We start from the raw sequence: 16,582 nt of genomic DNA, 5'->3' as shown, positions 1-16,582 counted from the left end.
TGATGAAAAAACAGCAGAAATGTTACATATATACAAGAGTTTCCACTTCCATGCAGGTAGATGGTTACAGTCTTGATGCACAGAAGGACAAGCTTAGAAAATACGCAGAGTATCAGAAAATGTCTATCGTCGGGGAATATTCTGATGAGGGTAAATCTGGCAAAAGTGTGGAAGGCAGACCACAGTTTAAGCAGATGCTTGCGGATGTAGAAAGTGGCAAAGACAATGTTGATTATGTGCTGGTATTTAAGCTGTCACGATTTGGAAGAAATGCTGCAGATGTTTTATCGTCATTGCAGAAAATGCAGGATTATGGAGTTAATCTTATCTGTGTAGAGGAGGGGATTGACAGCTCTAAGGATGTCGGGAAGCTGATGATATCTGTGTTATCTGCGGTTGCAGAGATAGAACGTGAGAATATCCTTGTCCAGACAATGGAAGGCCGCAGACAGAAAGCGAGAGAAGGCAGATGGAACGGCGGATTTGCGCCATATGGCTATCAGCTGGTAAATGGTGAACTTATCATTGCAGAAGATGAAGCAGAGATTATCCGTATTATATATGATAAATTCGTCAATACAACGATGGGAATGGCTGCGATAGCTGCATTTTTAAATAACAGTGGTTATGAGAAAAAGCTTCGCCAGAATAACACAATTGAAGGTTTTTCTACATCATTCGTCAAGGGTGTGCTGGACAATCCGATATATTGCGGTAAGCTTGCATTTGGCAGAAGAAAAAATGAGAAGATTCCGGGAACAAGGAATGAATATCATATCGTAAAACAAAAGGATTACTTGCTAAGTGATGGAGTCCATGGGGCAATTATATCAGAAGAAATGTGGAACCAGGCACACAGAAAGCGGCAGGAGACAGGTGTTTTACAGGTAAAAACACATAGTCTTGAGCATGAACATATTTTATCAGGGATTATTAAGTGCCCTGTATGTGGAAGCGGTATGTATGGCAATGTGAATCGTAAGAAGCATCCGGACGGAGGCTATTACAAGGATTATTTCTATTATGCCTGCAAACACAGGAAGCTTGTGGACGGACACCGCTGTACTTATAAAAGACAGTGGAATGAGGACAGAATCAATGCGGCAGTTGAGGAAATTATCCGTAAATTTGTAAAGAACCCAAAGTTTGAGCAGGAAATCCGTAAGCAGATAGGAAGCAGCATTGATACTTCGGAGCTTGACAAGGAATATGATGGATTAAAAGATAGACTGAGCCAGACAACCGGGGCAAAAAACAGGCTTGCTGACCAGATGGATCATTTATCTGTATCCGATAAGAATTATGACAAAAAATATAATGACATGCAGGAACGTTTGGACAAGCTATATGATGAAATCACTGATATTGAGGATGCCATGGAAGAAGTCGAAACAAGACTATATAATATCAGGCAGGACAAAATCTCAGAAGATAATGTTTACCAGTTCCTTTTATTTTTTGATAAGCTGTATGATAAATTTACAGATCTGGAAAAGAAGACATTTTTGAAGAGCTTCCTGTCGGATGTGTTTATCTATGAGGAAGAGCAAAAGAATGGCAGAATATTAAAAGGTCTCCGGTTTAAATTTCCTATATATATGAATGGCAGAAATGTATTAGGCGTGGATTGGGACAACGAGAGTACAGATGAGACGGTGTGCCTTCTGTCAAGAAAAGCCCAATAAATCAAATGATTTCGCCATTTTTGGAGCAAAATAGATGTGTGTTTCTGTTTTCGTAGAGTGATGATATAATCGGAGATTTACTCCAGGGGATAGGCTTTGGAGAACGGGAAGTATACATTTTGGCGAAAGGATACTTTTTGACAGAAGAAAAATATAAAAGATAAATTTTATAGGGGAACTCAGGGATGATTACAATAAAGAATTATATTTCAATGATATATAATGATTTCAGAGAGTATATAGACCAAAACGTTAATTTATGTATGCTGAAAACATTAAATTATCAAGCTGGATAAAAGCCGGATTATTCAGACATACATATTCAACAATTATATTTGTTACGGTATGTTTTTTCATATGCCTTTGAATATAAAAGTATGTTTGATACATTATTTGCACGAGAAAAATTTAAAGATAGCATAGAGGTGGCATCCATCGGATGTGGAAATATGATAGATTATTGGGGATTGGTTGAAGCACTTGGTGAGATTGGAAGTGGAGAATGTTATATTAAATATAGGGGCATTGATACTATTGATTGGAATTATAAAATAGAAGCAAGAGAAAAAGATGAAGTCAAGTTTACAAAAGTCAATGCTGCAACTATTTTTCAAAAAACAAGTACGCTAATATCCAATGTATATATTTTTCCTAAATCTATTAGTGAATTTTCAAATGAAGAGTTTCAAGATATTTGTGAGAGTTTTAGAAAAAAAGAAATTTAAAGAGATAGAATTCATATATTAATATCTCTTCGTTCTGATCAGGGAAGTATGGATAGAGATATGGAAAGAAGTGAAAAAATCATATCAGCCATAAAACAGAATGGATTTATTACAGAAGATAATGCAACGACATTTATTCACTATAAAGATGAAGATAGAGGAATCAAAAAGATTGATTACAAGTTCGAATATCCGAATGAGGCTATTGAATTATTAACTTCTTTAAATACAGAATGTAGTACATATGTTAGTAATAGAGAAAATTGTACAAGTGATTGCAAAAATTTAAATAGATGGCCGGTGTTGAAAGCAAGAAATATTCGTTATCAAGTATTGACTTTCAATAGGAAGGATTCATTATGATATTAAGTGTGAGTAGAAGAACAGATGTGCCAAATTACTATTCAGATTGGTTTGTTAACAGAATTAAAGAGGGATTCTTATATGTGCGAAATCCTATGAATGCACATCAAATAAGTAGAATAGATTTATCGCCAGATGTAGTGGACTGCATTGTATTTTGGACCAAAAACCCTGCGAATATGATGGAAAAGCTGGAATGTTTGAAAGATTATGTATACTATTTTCAGTTTACTCTTACGGGATATGGTAAGGATATTGAACCGAACCTTCCAAATAAGAGAGAGGAACTTATTTCAACGTTTAAGGCATTGTCTAAAAAAATAGGAAAAGAAAAAGTAATATGGAGATATGATCCTATTTTGATAAGCAAGCGATATACAATGGATTACCATTTAAAAGCGTTTGAGGAAATAGCGAGTAGTCTTGCGGATTACACGGAAAAGGTAGTTATCAGTTTTGTTGATTTATATGCAAAAACACAACGAAACACTAAGAAACTTGGCATTAGGCAAATGACAAATGATGAGATGATTAGTTTGGCGGCGCAAATGGTACAAATTGCTTCAAAATATAATTTAGTAATTGAATCTTGTGCAGAGCAAATCAATCTTCACAATGTTGGTGTTCAGCATGGAAGCTGTATAGATAAAAAACTAATTGAGAAGATATTAGGGTGTAAGTTGATTGGTGAAAAGGACAAAAATCAGAGAGAAGAGTGTGGATGTTTTGAAAGTGTGGAAGTAGGAGCGTATAATACTTGTCTCAATGGTTGCAAATATTGCTATGCAAATTTTAATGATGAGAAAGTAAAAGAGAATGTAAGATTGTACAATCAAGCGTCCCCATTATTATGTGGAAATATCACTTCGGATGATAAAATTACTGATAGAAAAGTAAAGTCATTAAAAGACGCTCAACTTAGTTTTTTTGAATAATTAACATTTGGACGAGAGGGAGGGAATGGTTTCATGGGGTAAATTTTTTACCCCAGCCTAAAGTGAATTATCTACTTTCGCTATGCAGTATAAAATCAAAGTTCAGAGGAATTTAGATAATGAAAGAGAACATCTCGCATATGGGGTATCGTGGAATAATTCTCAAGGCGAAAATATTAAGGCGTATAAATATAAGTGGAGTCAATTAGGTGCAGTATCTGTAGGTTTTAGAGTGTTTTTTGATTAGTGTAAACTTTGGTGTTAGAATATATATTTTGTACTGATGTTTCTGAATGTTTGATAAGTAGTTAACATAGAAAAAAAGTAGGTATGTGGAAATACAAATACGGACTATAAGAATATGCATAGTGTAGTATAAGAAAAAGTGTTACTTGAGAATTAATTGAATAAGGAGCATTTATTATGATTTATTTCGATTTAGATAATACGTTGATTGATTACAATTCTTCAGAGAGAAAAGCGATAGAGTTCATATTTAAAGAAAAATATGGACTGGTATTAAATAATAATCAAACAGATTATTGGAGTAAGATTTCTAGAAAGTATTTTGATTATTATTTATCAAAACAGATAACTTTCGAAGAGCAAGGAAAAAATCGATTTATTAAAATGTTAAGTTATTGTGGGTATGTGGAAAATGAAAAGATTGCAATGGAATTGTTTGAAGAGTATCAAAAACAATTAGAAAATAGTTGGATTTTATTTGATGATGTGGTTGATATGCTACATTCATTGGAAGGATATCGACTAGGTATCATAAGTAATGGGAAATCTATACAGCAAAGAGCAAAGTTGAGTTGTACGAACATTGAAAAATATTTTGAAATAATTCTTATTTCAGAAGAAACAGGATTTGCAAAACCTTCCGTTGATATTTTTTATGAGGCGGTCAAACAGTCAGGCGAGAAAATTGATTCAGTTATATATGTTGGTGATAATATAAAAACAGATATTTTGCCATGTGAAAAAATTGGAATGAAATGTGTACTTGTGGATAGAAATAGTATATGTGAGAAAAATATATGTAAAATTAAGAATTTATATGAAATACATAATGTATTACTCAACGACATTGGGCAGTATAATACTGAACTTTCTATAAGAAGTTCTGCTCAATAAAAAACAAGAACTAAAAACATCTAAATATTACTATCTCAAACTTCCCATACTGAAAAGTGTGCTGAACCTTGAAAATTCAATATTTTAGCCAATAAAAAGTAAACGATGAAACGAAGGTACCTACAAAAGTAATAGCAAGACTGTTATAATGTCTTACTTTACAAAAACAGCACATTTTGTGGGTGTATCTTCTATGAGCATTCGTATGAAAAGAATTTATGGTGCCTGCGTAGATAAAGGTAAACGCTCAAACGAAGGTACCTACCAAACCTAAATCAATATCGATATACTATGATCATAGTATATTTGTTAAAAAAGTTGAGCCTAAACTTTTTTGACTAAGATATGGGAGGTACAGATTATGGCTACAAATACTACAGCAGTTGCAAAGCAGGTTCGCTTGCAACAGTGGGCTCAACAGATCACGGATTGCCAGAACCGTCCTGTCGGAATGAAAGTGATTGACTGGTGTGATGCTAATGGCATTATATTACCAAAGCTGACTACTATTACCGGCTTAAGCAGGTTCGGGAATTCTGTTTGGAATCTATGGAACAAAAGAAAACTTCTTTCGTTGAACTACCCACACCAACAGAATCCGTTAACACATATAATTCGCAGACAGCGATTTTAGACAATGAAACTTTGCTGGTCTGGAGCCTTTTTGGGTCCTAAGCGATAAGATGCCGCTTTCCTTGATTTCAGTTCTTCGATTTCTTCGGTAATAGTGGTAAGCTGCTGATTTAATTTTATATGCCGGATGGGATTCAAAATACTAGTTTTATCCTTTTGCACATTCAGTTCTTTCCGTTCCGTAACTTTAGCTTTGAGTTCCTTTTTAACGGTGTTGTATTTATTCAGTATTGGATTAAAATGATTCATCCAGTCATGGATCACTTCTTTTTGCATCTCATTATGAAGTAAATGACACAGTGTAAAAATCATATGATTGCGGATCGCTTCTAACGTTTCAGCTATTATTGGAATAGACTTTTCTACAGCTTCAGCCAGTTTTACTACCTTTGCTTTTAATTCTCGGAGCATTTTGTTATCCGCACGAATCTGACGATTGATTTCACAGCGGTCTGCTATCATGCCGTTCTTTTCCATATTCTGGGCAATGTAGCCTTCATGGATGGTTGGCTGTTCGGTGATTCACTGATCTGCAAAGCTACGGTGATCAATGGTAGCATTTATCTGATTACGTGCAAGCATTTCATTTACGGCATCTGCCCAGTTTGCCCGCCAGATACAAAGTTGTTCATCACTGTTCCATCGTTCGGAAATAGGATTCTGTCTGCCATATCGGCTGCTCTTGGGGTGCTTATCAATCCGTTCATATCCTTTTTCCTGTGCGGAAGATGGAGTCAGATATTCTTTCTTTTTACCGACTTTATAGCGGTACTGCTTTTGAACAGTTTTAAATTCAGAAGCAGTAAATCCTTTTTCTTCTCCATCTTTGATACAGAGATATTCTTTTCTGTTTTATACTGCCATGTTCCATTTTCATTGGTGTATTGTTTTATGTACCGCTTTGCGTAGGCTTTGGCAAGTTCACTTTTTCCGATTCCGGCAATTCCGCAAAGAAAAACATGACGGTTTTCCTCAAGCATGGTATATAATTCTTCCAGTTCTTTATCTCTTCCGATAAAATGACGGCATGGTTTCGGAACCTCACTGTCCATAATATAATCCAGCACAATGGGGGATAAAGCACCTCCGGCGAGCAGCTTCTGATTTTTGGTATTACGTTTGATGAATTGGCGTTCCATGCCAAAAGAAATCAGTTTTGCAAGAAACAGCAGTCTTGAACTGGCTGGTTTATATAAGGGAGTCAGATTTTTCTTTTTCGCATCTGAGATGCTGTCATCTTGTATAAATAATGTGTATATATCCTGCATAGCCATATTGCAGTCAGACATCAATGGAAGCAGATTCTGGTGAATGGTTTCTGCCAGTTTTTTCTGATTACTGGGTTTGGAATAGTAGGCAGATATTTTAGGACTGATTTTAGCCTGACCAGTCATCCAGCGGCAAACCAGACCGTTATCCATTGAAAAATCCTGATTTGCCGGATCATCCATAAAATCTTCAAATAATTCGTGTAAAAAATCAGGCTGACTCATTTGATTACTTTCGCTGATATGATTTTTTTAGCAAGTGCTAATAGAAGAAAAATCGCATCGATTCAATAGAAATTCCCCTTTCGTAGTTAAGATTAAGTATATCCATCATAACGCGAACGTATATTCGATTCAAGAAAATGCGGATATTTTTAAAGTGATTGTGTCAATTTACAATCAATTTCTATTCAATGTGGTTTTCAGGCAGGTTCTGTAAAATAAGCTCAGATCAAACAATAACGGGAGGAGCTTATGCAACAGAATATTGAATTTGAGCGGTGCATTGATTTTCTGGTACGGATGATTGATAAGTACGGCGCTGAAGTCCTCTGGGAGTTGGAGGAAGAAAACAGAATAAGGAAGAAAAAACAGCATAGAATACTTCTGAGCGGGTATGGCTAAGAATGTTTTGGCATATTGACAGGACATTTAAAATGACGTATACTAAGCTCAGTGATCGTTCTGTAGAAACTTGAGAAGCCTACAGGCGGGGGAGAGCCTGCGGGTCTCTCCCTCTTTTGTTTTAAGGAGAAATGAGATGCAGACACCGAAAAAATTCTCTTCTTTTAGTGACTAGGTTTCCTGGATCAGTGATGAAAAGGGAATAAAAATAAAAGACAGAGAATATGCGGAAGAGATGTTACGCCAAATAGGATATTTTCCTCTTATGGGAGGATATAAACATCTTTTTAGAATATCAAACACAAAAAATATAAAGCAGGAACAAGTTTTGAAGAAATAGTCAGTCTGTATAAGTTTGATGCAGAGCTTAGAGAGTTGTTCTTTAAATATTTACTGCAGATTGAGCGACAGATGCGTTCTTTGATGTCATACTATTTTACTGAAATGTATGGAGCAGAGCAGAAGCAGTACCTGGATGCTAATAATTATAATAATACAAAAAGAAATCATGCAACAATCGTAAAGTTGATAGCGACCTTGAAACGGGCAACAACGACCACAGATTATACATATATCAACTATTACCGCAAGACATATGGTGAAATTCCATTATGGGTTTTGGCAAATGTACTTACGTTTGGAAACTTATCAAAAATGTTCCGAGTGTTTCCGCAGTCCTTAAAATCAAAAGTATCAAAAAACTTTGAACCTTTGAATCAGCATCAGATGGAACAGTTTCTATCTGTTCTCACTAAGTATAGGAATGTATGTGCCCATGGGGAACGACTGTTTACATACAGAACAGTAGATGCTATTGCGGATACACCGCTTCATAAAAAACTTTCATTACCACAGAGCGGTAATCAGTACGAAAAAGGAAAACAAGATTTGTTTGCTGTGGTGATTGCTTTTAGATATCTATTACCTGGAAAAGATTTTCTGGAATTTAAAAGAAAGCTTATAAAAGAGATTGACCGAGTAAACAGAGAAGTAGAGCATATAAGTGAAGTTGAATTATTGAATAAAATGGGTTTCTCGGAAAACTGGAAAAGTATTACCAAATATCATTTAAAGTAAAGAAATATCCTCTAAGAGATAGTGAAATACCTATTGTTTTAGAGGATTTTTTATTGAAGAATTTTAATATTTAAGAGTTTGTTTTTTCCTCTTTGACATTAAAGCTAAGATTTCTTGTGGGTTTGTCAACTGACGTCCGGGAAGTGTCTGCTTTGGTGTGCGGTCACGGTCAGCTTCATCAATCGCTGCGATAAAATGTTTCACGCTATTTGGATTGGATATGACAAAATTATGAGTAATACTTGAAGTAGCCATACGAACACCTCCTCTTTTCGTTTTTTTGTGTATTAATTATACGATTGACAGAGAAGTGCGTCAATAAGAAAAATAAGTATTTATAATATAAAAAATAACTCTTGAAAGTGGCGAGAGCAAATACAAGAACTCCACTTCATGGTGGTTCTCACATATAAAGGAGAAACACATGAAAGAGAAAATAATATCAGAGATCATAAGAGAGATGCTTTCGTCACTTAATAATGAACAATTAAGCAAGTTGAAGACTACTTTGGAGATATATCTTTATAATGTATCCATTGAAGCCAAACAAGAAGCTGATACAGAGCAAGAAGAAGTGGATTATTTGGAAGTATTTCTATCTGCAAAAAGGATTGAAGGTTGCTCAGAAAAAACACTGATATACTATAAAAATACAATACAGCAAATGCTTGATAGTATTGGAAAATCAGTTTGTACAATAGTTACGGAAGATCTAAGAACTTATTTGGCGGAATATCAGAAGGAGAAACAATCAAGCAAGGTAACAATTGATAATATTAGAAGGATATTTTCAAGTTTTTTTGCTTGGTTGGAGGATGAGGATTATATTATTAAAAGTCCAGTCCGCAGAATACATAGAATTAAGGCTGCTAGTACTATAAAGGAAACATACACGGATGAACAATTAGAATCTATGAGAGATAACTGCGATAATCCAAGAGACTTAGCACTGATTGATATTTTGGCTTCAACAGGAATGCGTGTGGGTGAACTGGTGCTGCTGAACAGAGATGATATCTCTTTTGATGAAAGAGAATGTATTGTGTTTGGTAAAGGTGATAAGGAACGAATGGTATATTTTGATGCCAGAACGAAGATCCATTTGCAGAATTATCTTGATTCAAGGACAGATAATAATGATGCATTGTTTGTATCACTTAAAGCACCATACAATCGAATGAAAATAGGTGGAATAGAACTGAGACTTCGAGAAATGGGGAAGCGGTTGAATATAGACAAAGTTCATCCACATAAGTTTAGAAGAACACTGGCAACAGTAGCCATTGATAAGGGGATGCCAATAGAGCAGTTACAAAAACTGTTAGGGCATCAACGTATAGATACAACTTTGCAGTATGCAATGGTTAAGCAGAGTAATGTAAAGATTGCTCATAGAAAATACATTGGATGGTCCTATGTCAAGATTTAGTACAAGTTAAAATGAGAAATTTCTCCCCATTTTAACCTGCCAGAAGCTCAGCCTCCGTGTTCGTTCTTTCATACACTTGTTCGAATTCGTTTGGCGACATATAGTTGCAATGGCTATGAATTCGTTTCGTATTGTAGAAAGCTTCCAGATATTCAAAAATCAACTGGTATGCTTGCTTATAATCACGGATTTTAAAGCGATTGAGCCATTCACGTTTGATAACAGAATGAAAGGATTCAATGCATGCATTATCCCACGGAAAAGCTTTCTTCGAGTAGCTACGCTGCATATTTTCGGTTGCTTTTTTATATTCCTTTGCAACATATTGGCTGCCACGATCCGAATGGATAATTAATGGTTGATCAATATTTCGGCGAGCTTTGGCTTTGTTTATAGTATCAATCACGCAGGATACTTCCAGTGTTTCTGAAAGTGTCCAGGCTATGATTTTTCTGGAAAATAAATCCATAATACTGGTCAGATAGACAAATCCGTCTATTGTCCAGATGTAGGTGATATCCGAACACCAGACAGCATTCGGGCGGTCAGGATTAAACTGTTCATCAAGGATATTTTGTAATTCTGTGCTGAAATCAGAATCTTTTGTGGTGATGGTCCATGGTTTGCTCCACTGGGCACGGATTCCCATTTGGCGCATATATGTACCAACGGTTCTTTCCGAAATGACTTCACCGGTTTTTCGCAGTTCTACAGTGATTTTCGGAGCGCCGTAGTTCTGCTTGGAATCATCATAAATATCCTGTATTTTTGCTTTTACAGCTTCACGACGTTTTTCTGTATCAGAAGGTACGTGGTGGAGCCATGCAAGATATCCTGAGCGAGAGACACCTAAAAATTTCAACATTCCGGAGACAGAAACCTGGCGTCCAGCCTTTTTGGCAGCTTCTGTCTTCTCAGTCACTTCGAGATAAATGGCTTCCGTCATTTTCCCAGAATGTTGATTGCTTTTTTTAACACATCAAGTGCATCTTGGGCATCACGTAATTCACGTCTGAGACGGGCAATTTCCTTCTGCTCATCAGATGCATAATTACCAGAACCACGAACAGGAATATCACCTGATTCCCGGAAGTCTTTCAGCCACTTTGTTAATGTACTGTAGCCGATGCCAAGATTTTCTGCACATCCACGTACTCCGAGATCTTTATGATCTTCATAGTACTGGATTGCATCAAGTTTAAATTGTTTGTCATGTTGCTTTGCCATATGAGATCCTCCTTCAGCATGTTTCTATTGTACCATGCTTATGTGTATTTGGAATTTCTCATTTTGGCTTGTACTATTTATATTCTAGCACCAAGAAATTTTTTGCTAATTTATGGTTGACTTTTCATAGCTGGTCTCCTTCTACTGCTGTCAGAAGGAACTTTTACAATAACACTGATGTATGAAAGAGTAAATATCTACTGTGCAGGACTAAATTCTACCGCCCTGTAGGGCAGTGGAATTTAAAATTTCATTTTAGGTCTTTTTTTCTTGCACTTTTTCCAGATAGTAAAATGTAGATTGATGTGGTAAAATATAATGAACGGAATAAGATTTTCTTGTCAAGAAGGGATGAGTATTTTGATTCAAATTGATATAGTGGATTATGATAATTTATCAAGTCTTGGGATGCGGATAACAAAGTACGTTAATAGTAATTTGCGGGATATAGTACGGGTATTAATAGATATTCTTGAAACAGATCCGGAGTTTGATTTAGATGGATTTTTTCCAAGAGATTATCTTATGAGAAAACCGCAAGAGTGTAGAAATGCCGTCAATGAATTATATGAAATTATCTGTTCAAAAAATATCAGGGATTTTATTAAGCCTAAATATGAATATTTGCTATATGCAATATTATACTGGTGGGAAGATTGTACAGATGATGAAGATGATTTAATAATAAATCCCATAGACGATGAGTTTAAAAGAGATTTAAATAATGATGGAAAGAATAGTTTAAAATTGATACAGGATTTTGAAGAATACTATTATATTTGTTTTCAAGATCATGATTTTTTACCAGAACAATTGAGTAGTATGGTTATGTTATATCTTAGAAATCCGAAGTTGCTAGAAATGTTCTTTCAACATGATAATCTTGATGATTACATTGATTTAATGGAATGTGATTTGCGGGATAGATATTTGGAGATGCAGAGCGAGAAAAATAGAGGTTTGTGTAATTCATTGTCCGAGAATATTGTAATGGAATTGATATCTGTGATTAAACGTTTCCAGAAACGTATTGTCCATTTTGAAAATCGAGATGAAGTGGAAATTACTGCAGATATCCAAGATGCTATTGCAGGAAGTCTGAATAGTAAGTATGATTTGCACATTTCACGTGAATTTACAATGGGACGAGCCATTAAAAAATTGGGTGAGACAGATATATATATACGCAGAGAAGGACGGACATGTTACAGATTATGCAGTGCTTGAGAATAAATATATCGAAAACTTTACAAATCAATATAACCAGTTGATGGGATATTTAAACCCTAATTTCGAATTTGGTATTACGTTATCTATGAATAGAGAAATGTCCCTAAAAAAGGATTTGATGAAATAGAGAATAAGTCGAAGAGTATCAAAGGGGATTTTCAGCCAATCAGAATTCAAAGAATCGGGGAGAGGGATACTTTAATGATTACTAGCGAACATATTGTTCCTGAAACCGGTAATAGGATGAAAGTATTTCATATGATTTTTCAACTGAACGATAAAGAACGGAAAGAGGCGGCAGCATCAGCAAGAAAAAGGTAAAATGTATTTCGGTTGACATGATTTTAGCATATATTAAAAACTTCTGTCTTGTACATAGATATTAGGGAGGATTAGATGTCTGACTTGAAAAAAGATATAAGATTCAAAAATTTACCATTATTGTTAAAAGATATGGAAATGAAAAAATGGGTTATTGATTCTTTTTTCTTTCCATATAAAAATAAGAATTATATTGTTATCTTAAAATTGTATAGAGAAAACGAAAAAAGACCTTCAAAGTATGCAAAGGCAACGGTTGAATTTATAAAGCAGGAAAATGTAAATGTATCAATTAAGGGATATATTGATTTTTATAATGTACATTTTGATGGTGCGTATGAATTCTGTGAATTTTTCGGTGTTGAAAAAGGTAACGCCAATAGAGATTTGTTTGAAGATTTTTCTGCTATATTTTCACGTTATATACCATCAGAAAAGGTGATTGTGAAGTCTTCAGAAGAGAGGCTACTTATTGGAAGAAGAACAGAGGGCAATAATCCTAATGCGATATATTGTTTTGATGTTAGAAGAAATGGTAAAAAAGAAGATGGGACGCCTAATGGAAGAAGTGTTGAAAATAGCAATAAGGCAGAAATATTAAGACCAGATTTGTACAAAAGATATTTTGGTGATACAAACTTGAGTTTTTTCTTTTCTGATGATCCAACAGAAGAAAGAACAGATAGAGAAATAATTGAGAGTTTTGCTAAAAGAAAATAATTAAAATTGTAGCATACGAGGTATATTGTTAATGATAATTTCAAAGAGGCTTGAAGATGCAGAGTTTATTATGTCGAAAGATGAACTGACATATTTTGCTGTTATCGAGGACTTTAAAAATGCAAGTCAGATACATATTTTGACGTATAATATTTCAAAAGACCAAAATGTCTTATTAAAAGCGTTGAAGGATTGTGAAAAAGATACAGAGATATGTATTGTATCAAATATTCCGGGACGTTGGGAATCCTATTTTGGAAAAACCTATGCAGATAAGGCTAAAAGAAGCATTTCATTATATAAAAGTAAGTTGTCTCCACAAAAGATTGCGGATAAAGCAGAGGTTTATTTTTGTTTTTCAAATCATGCAAAAATTATTATGACTGATAATATTGCGTATGTAGGATCGTCAAACTTTTCTGAAGAAAGTGCAGACAATTTTGAGTCGGGCTTTATAAGCAGAGATGTTGATTTTATTGAATTTCTACAAGAGGAAGTGTTTCCGTGGATTATTGATAGTTCTAGCGAATATAAGACAGATGAAGAACTTTTGTTTTTAGAAACGGCAATACGAAAGAGTATTGCAATGTTTGGAGCAATGCATGAAGAGTATTATCAGATGTTTTATTTACTCTCAGATCATAGGGGAATAGAAAAATGGTATTATAATACTACAAGCAGTGTTTTACATACAAGAGACTTAGAGAAGGCAAAGGAGATATGTTATCAATACCTGGAATTATTAAAAAGAGTTAATAAAATATTTGACTTGCGTGTGTTCTATGAAAAGGGAATTGATAATTTGGATACTGTGATAGAAGAAGCAAGCCATACGATTGAAAATATGGAGATGCTTTTTATGGGAAGTGTCTATGATTTGGCTAAGTTTGATGAACAAGATTTCGTGGATGAATATCTTAGTGAATGCTATGCTGAGGCTTATGATGAAAAATTAGATTATTATGTAGATAAAGCTATGAGTGCAGCAAGTAACGTATTTGCTGAATTGGCGGAGGAAGCTAAAGATGAAGCTGATATGTTACTTAGGCAAATTGAGGAGTTGGAGACTTTAGCGAAAAAAGTACTGAAATTATTCAAATCATTACCATTGAATGATATAAGAATTGATAATACAAAGAAGTAAGTGGTTTTAGCTTGGGTAAACGCTATCCAATGCTTCCTGCCTCTCCAGACGAGCGATTTCCTTGCCAAGGTTAGCGATTTCCTGTTCCATTCTGGAGTAGGTCGCATCGTCCTCGGCAGTAAGAGTACCTTTCTCGGTACGGTGAGAATCAAGAAATGCCTTTGCAGCATTCCATGCAGTGTTGCGCTTTTCACGCAGTTCTAAAATAGTCATAATCGAATACCTCCATTAAATGTGTTGTTTGATTAGGTCAAGACGCTCCAGGAGAGAATCTACGGAGCGTTCTGGTATTTCTGGTTTCTTAATGTGGCATTTGGCAGCCAGCTTATCCATAAGAGAGTTGGTCACAGATGCACGAGAGAAAAGCATAGGGCCAGCGATGTTGTTTTCTACAGGTATCTCTGCAGGTCTTGTCAGGATTTCATCGGCAAAACCCATATCGATGGCCGTATGTGCATCCGTCCAAGTTTCTGCATCCATGAGATGGGATAGCTTGGTACGACTCATACCGGTCTTGATTTCGTAGGCATTGATGATGGATTCTTTGACTTCATCAAGCATGGCGATTGCTTTCTGCGTCTCAGAGGTATCCGATGGCTTTAGGATAACCGTTCCATTTTTCATTGTCGGTGCATCGGAATCTTGCATTTGATATTGATAGTAGAGGTGACCTTTATCGTCACGATCCACACTCATTCGATTGGCCATCAGCGGATAGAGAGCGATGACTTCACCTTTGCCATTTCGTATAATTTGCGCATAGGCATTTCCATAAAGGAGAAGATGCGTCATCAAAGTCTCTCGGAAGACAAAGGACGTCATTTCTGGATTTGGCTCATCGTGAATCAGTCGATACAGAGGATGTTTGATTGCCTTTTCTTTACTACCCGAGTCAGTGTACTTATACTTATAAATATGGACTGGCAGTCCTGCAATGGACTCCGAAAGAATCCTGACGCAGGCATAGACTGCAGTCATTTGCATGGCACTTCGTTCATTGACGGCTTTGTCAGAGTTGCTTCCACCAAAGAGAAAACGATAGGCGCTGCCATTGGTGCTGTTGGTGGGCTTGTCTCTGGAATGAAATAGCCCCGATAAAAATCCCATAAATATTCCTTTCTGCCTTAAGAGGCGTATAAAATTCAAAGTTACGTCACAAAATAATTTGCGCAAATGCTTGCAATTGCAAGCAAAAGCGAACATAATAAAGAAAAGGGAGGCGATACTATGGCAAATACATCCGCTGTTTATGCAAGAATAGATACGAATCTCAAGGAGAATGCTGAGAGTATTCTTTCTCAGCTTGGCATTTCTCCATCCAGTGCAATTCAGATGCTTTATAGCCAGATCGTACTGAAAAAAGGTATGCCGTTTGAATTGAAACTTCCTTCTTCTAAGCCATTAGCTGTTGGTGCAATGACCAGAGAAGAACTTGATGCAGAACTCCAGAAGGGTGTTGATTCCATCAAAGAAGGAAAGGTATATTCTGCAGATGAAGTCGACGCGGTACTTGCAAAGGAGTTTGGCATATGACGGATAGCTATAATGTCGGCTATTCTGTAGATGCACTTGGTGATTTACGTAAAATCTATTCGTATATTGCGAATGAACTTCTTGTTCCGGAGACAGCCGCAGCTCAGCTGGGGCGCATACGAAAGGAAGTTCGTTCATTGGATTTTATGCCAGCTCGTTATACGTTAGTTGAATGGGAGCCTTGGCATTCGATGAAAATGCATCAGCTTCCGGTAGACAACTTTATTGTGTATTATCTTGTCGATGATAAAGAGAGGACAGTTCTGCTTCTGGGCAAGTAGCTCAGTATTGCCTGGATCCAGTTTCAGGAGCTTCTCGACATCCTTGAGCTGACTCTGCGTATTCTTGATTTCTGAATTGACACCCTTTAAGGCACTCTGAAGCTTGGTAGTATCGCCACCGATCTCGACCGTGATACCCTTAATTCTACTTCCCGCCATAACGCACCTCCTCCCTGCAAAATGGGCATAAAAATTGGGGCTGTAAAAAAACTCCCCTGACAGAAAAATCGCCCAGACCGTGAGGTCT

18 protein-coding genes and 4 pseudogenes are annotated in these 16,582 nt (G+C 36.0%); 14 read left to right on the top strand and 8 right to left on the bottom strand.

Features of this window, described 5'->3' with window-relative positions; translation table 11 throughout:
* Positions 1-2 precede the first annotated feature (2 nt).
* The 6 genes from DXD06_RS09415 (at position 3) to DXD06_RS09390 (ending at position 5,482) form a co-directional block, all read left to right on the top strand.
* Positions 3-1,685 carry a recombinase family protein gene (locus DXD06_RS09415; RefSeq protein WP_243000987.1) on the top strand — a complete coding sequence of 561 codons (1,683 nt, stop codon included), beginning with the start codon at positions 3-5 and terminating at the stop codon, positions 1,683-1,685.
* A gap of 377 nt (positions 1,686-2,062) precedes the next feature.
* A complete protein-coding gene (locus DXD06_RS09410) occupies positions 2,063-2,410 on the top strand; it encodes a hypothetical protein (RefSeq protein WP_117831451.1) in 348 nt (115 codons plus the stop codon).
* Between the two features lie 60 nt (positions 2,411-2,470).
* A complete protein-coding gene (locus DXD06_RS09405; RefSeq protein WP_147343620.1) occupies positions 2,471-2,773 on the top strand; it encodes a hypothetical protein in 303 nt (100 codons plus the stop codon).
* Complete coding sequence (locus tag DXD06_RS09400) at positions 2,770-3,708, top strand: DUF1848 domain-containing protein (RefSeq protein WP_117831449.1); 939 nt, start codon at positions 2,770-2,772, stop codon at positions 3,706-3,708. Before DXD06_RS09405 ends, DXD06_RS09400 begins: the two co-directional genes overlap by 4 nt.
* A 423-nt stretch (positions 3,709-4,131) precedes the next feature.
* Positions 4,132-4,848 (top strand): HAD family hydrolase, encoded by a 717-nt coding sequence (locus DXD06_RS09395; protein ID WP_005604447.1) that lies wholly within the window; start codon positions 4,132-4,134, stop codon positions 4,846-4,848.
* A gap of 361 nt (positions 4,849-5,209) precedes the next feature.
* Positions 5,210-5,482 (top strand): hypothetical protein, encoded by a 273-nt coding sequence (locus DXD06_RS09390; RefSeq protein WP_117831448.1) that lies wholly within the window; start codon positions 5,210-5,212, stop codon positions 5,480-5,482.
* A gap of 56 nt (positions 5,483-5,538) precedes the next feature.
* Here the strand turns inward: DXD06_RS09390 and DXD06_RS17990 are convergent.
* Positions 5,539-6,359: pseudogene (locus tag DXD06_RS17990) on the bottom strand (MobA/MobL family protein); the annotation flags it as partial.
* Positions 6,357-6,974 (bottom strand): annotated as a pseudogene (locus tag DXD06_RS17830) (Archaeal ATPase); the annotation flags it as partial. The pseudogenes DXD06_RS17830 and DXD06_RS17990, both read right to left, overlap by 3 nt.
* A 249-nt stretch (positions 6,975-7,223) precedes the next feature.
* On the opposite strand from DXD06_RS17830, the gene DXD06_RS17255 reads away from it, so the two are divergent.
* Together DXD06_RS17255 and DXD06_RS09380 are read left to right on the top strand one after the other, a co-directional pair.
* The gene (locus DXD06_RS17255; protein WP_199535205.1) at positions 7,224-7,373 is read left to right on the top strand and encodes a hypothetical protein; all 150 of its coding nucleotides are present in this window, start codon (positions 7,224-7,226) and stop codon (positions 7,371-7,373) included.
* Positions 7,374-7,667: 294 nt separating this feature from the next.
* Positions 7,668-8,450, top strand: coding sequence for an Abi family protein (locus tag DXD06_RS09380; RefSeq protein WP_330418187.1), 783 nt, complete (start codon positions 7,668-7,670; stop codon positions 8,448-8,450).
* Between the two features lie 63 nt (positions 8,451-8,513).
* On the opposite strand, the gene DXD06_RS09375 is transcribed toward DXD06_RS09380, so the two are convergent.
* A complete protein-coding gene (locus DXD06_RS09375) occupies positions 8,514-8,705 on the bottom strand; it encodes a hypothetical protein (RefSeq protein ID WP_055059878.1) in 192 nt (63 codons plus the stop codon).
* Positions 8,706-8,874: 169 nt separating this feature from the next.
* On the opposite strand from DXD06_RS09375, the gene xerA reads away from it, so the two are divergent.
* On the top strand, positions 8,875-9,879 hold the full coding sequence (gene xerA / locus DXD06_RS09365) for a site-specific tyrosine recombinase/integron integrase (RefSeq protein ID WP_117831447.1): 1,005 nt from the start codon (positions 8,875-8,877) through the stop codon (positions 9,877-9,879).
* Positions 9,880-9,910: 31 nt separating this feature from the next.
* Here xerA and DXD06_RS09360 read toward each other — a convergent pair whose 3' ends face one another.
* Entirely contained in the window at positions 9,911-10,825 is a 915-nt protein-coding gene (locus tag DXD06_RS09360) for an IS3 family transposase (protein ID WP_117831446.1), read from the bottom strand.
* The gene (locus DXD06_RS09355; protein WP_117831445.1) at positions 10,822-11,106 is read right to left on the bottom strand and encodes a transposase; all 285 of its coding nucleotides are present in this window, start codon (positions 11,104-11,106) and stop codon (positions 10,822-10,824) included. Before DXD06_RS09355 ends, DXD06_RS09360 begins: the two co-directional genes overlap by 4 nt.
* A gap of 318 nt (positions 11,107-11,424) precedes the next feature.
* Between DXD06_RS09355 and DXD06_RS09350 the strand changes: the two genes are divergently transcribed.
* The 3 genes from DXD06_RS09350 (at position 11,425) to DXD06_RS09340 (ending at position 14,521) form a co-directional block, all read left to right on the top strand.
* Positions 11,425-12,333 carry a hypothetical protein gene (locus tag DXD06_RS09350; protein WP_243000985.1) on the top strand — a complete coding sequence of 303 codons (909 nt, stop codon included), beginning with the start codon at positions 11,425-11,427 and terminating at the stop codon, positions 12,331-12,333.
* Between the two features lie 399 nt (positions 12,334-12,732).
* The gene (locus tag DXD06_RS09345; protein WP_117831444.1) at positions 12,733-13,377 is read left to right on the top strand and encodes a DUF6037 family protein; all 645 of its coding nucleotides are present in this window, start codon (positions 12,733-12,735) and stop codon (positions 13,375-13,377) included.
* Between the two features lie 31 nt (positions 13,378-13,408).
* Positions 13,409-14,521, top strand: a complete 1,113-nt coding sequence (locus DXD06_RS09340) for a phospholipase D-like domain-containing protein (RefSeq protein WP_117831443.1) — start codon at positions 13,409-13,411, stop codon at positions 14,519-14,521.
* A 21-nt stretch (positions 14,522-14,542) separates the two neighbouring features.
* Here DXD06_RS09340 and DXD06_RS09335 read toward each other — a convergent pair.
* Positions 14,543-14,734, bottom strand: a pseudogene (locus DXD06_RS09335) (phage major capsid protein); the annotation flags it as partial.
* 15 nt (positions 14,735-14,749) lie between these two features.
* The gene (locus DXD06_RS17715; RefSeq protein ID WP_117831442.1) at positions 14,750-15,628 is read right to left on the bottom strand and encodes a phage portal protein; all 879 of its coding nucleotides are present in this window, start codon (positions 15,626-15,628) and stop codon (positions 14,750-14,752) included.
* Between the two features lie 120 nt (positions 15,629-15,748).
* Here DXD06_RS17715 and DXD06_RS09325 point away from each other — a divergent pair, with 120 nt between their 5' ends.
* Both DXD06_RS09325 and DXD06_RS09320 read left to right on the top strand, forming a co-directional pair.
* Positions 15,749-16,054 (top strand): type II toxin-antitoxin system RelB/DinJ family antitoxin, encoded by a 306-nt coding sequence (locus DXD06_RS09325; protein ID WP_117831441.1) that lies wholly within the window; start codon positions 15,749-15,751, stop codon positions 16,052-16,054.
* Positions 16,051-16,335: a type II toxin-antitoxin system RelE/ParE family toxin gene (locus tag DXD06_RS09320; protein ID WP_055262169.1), complete on the top strand. Its 285-nt coding sequence runs from the start codon at positions 16,051-16,053 to the stop codon at positions 16,333-16,335. The genes DXD06_RS09325 and DXD06_RS09320 overlap by 4 nt, the downstream gene beginning before the upstream one ends.
* Here the strand turns inward: DXD06_RS09320 and DXD06_RS17985 are convergent.
* Positions 16,318-16,494 (bottom strand): annotated as a pseudogene (locus DXD06_RS17985) (phage tail tape measure protein); the annotation flags it as partial. The gene DXD06_RS09320 and the pseudogene DXD06_RS17985 sit on opposite strands and share 18 nt — an antisense overlap.
* Between the last annotated feature and the right edge of the window lie 88 nt (positions 16,495-16,582).

This window comes from Roseburia sp. TF10-5 (genome assembly GCF_003462365.1).
GTDB lineage: Bacteria > Bacillota > Clostridia > Lachnospirales > Lachnospiraceae > Roseburia > Roseburia faecis.
Note: the sequence above shows the minus strand (reverse complement) of the source record. Positions and strands in the feature narration are given on the sequence as shown.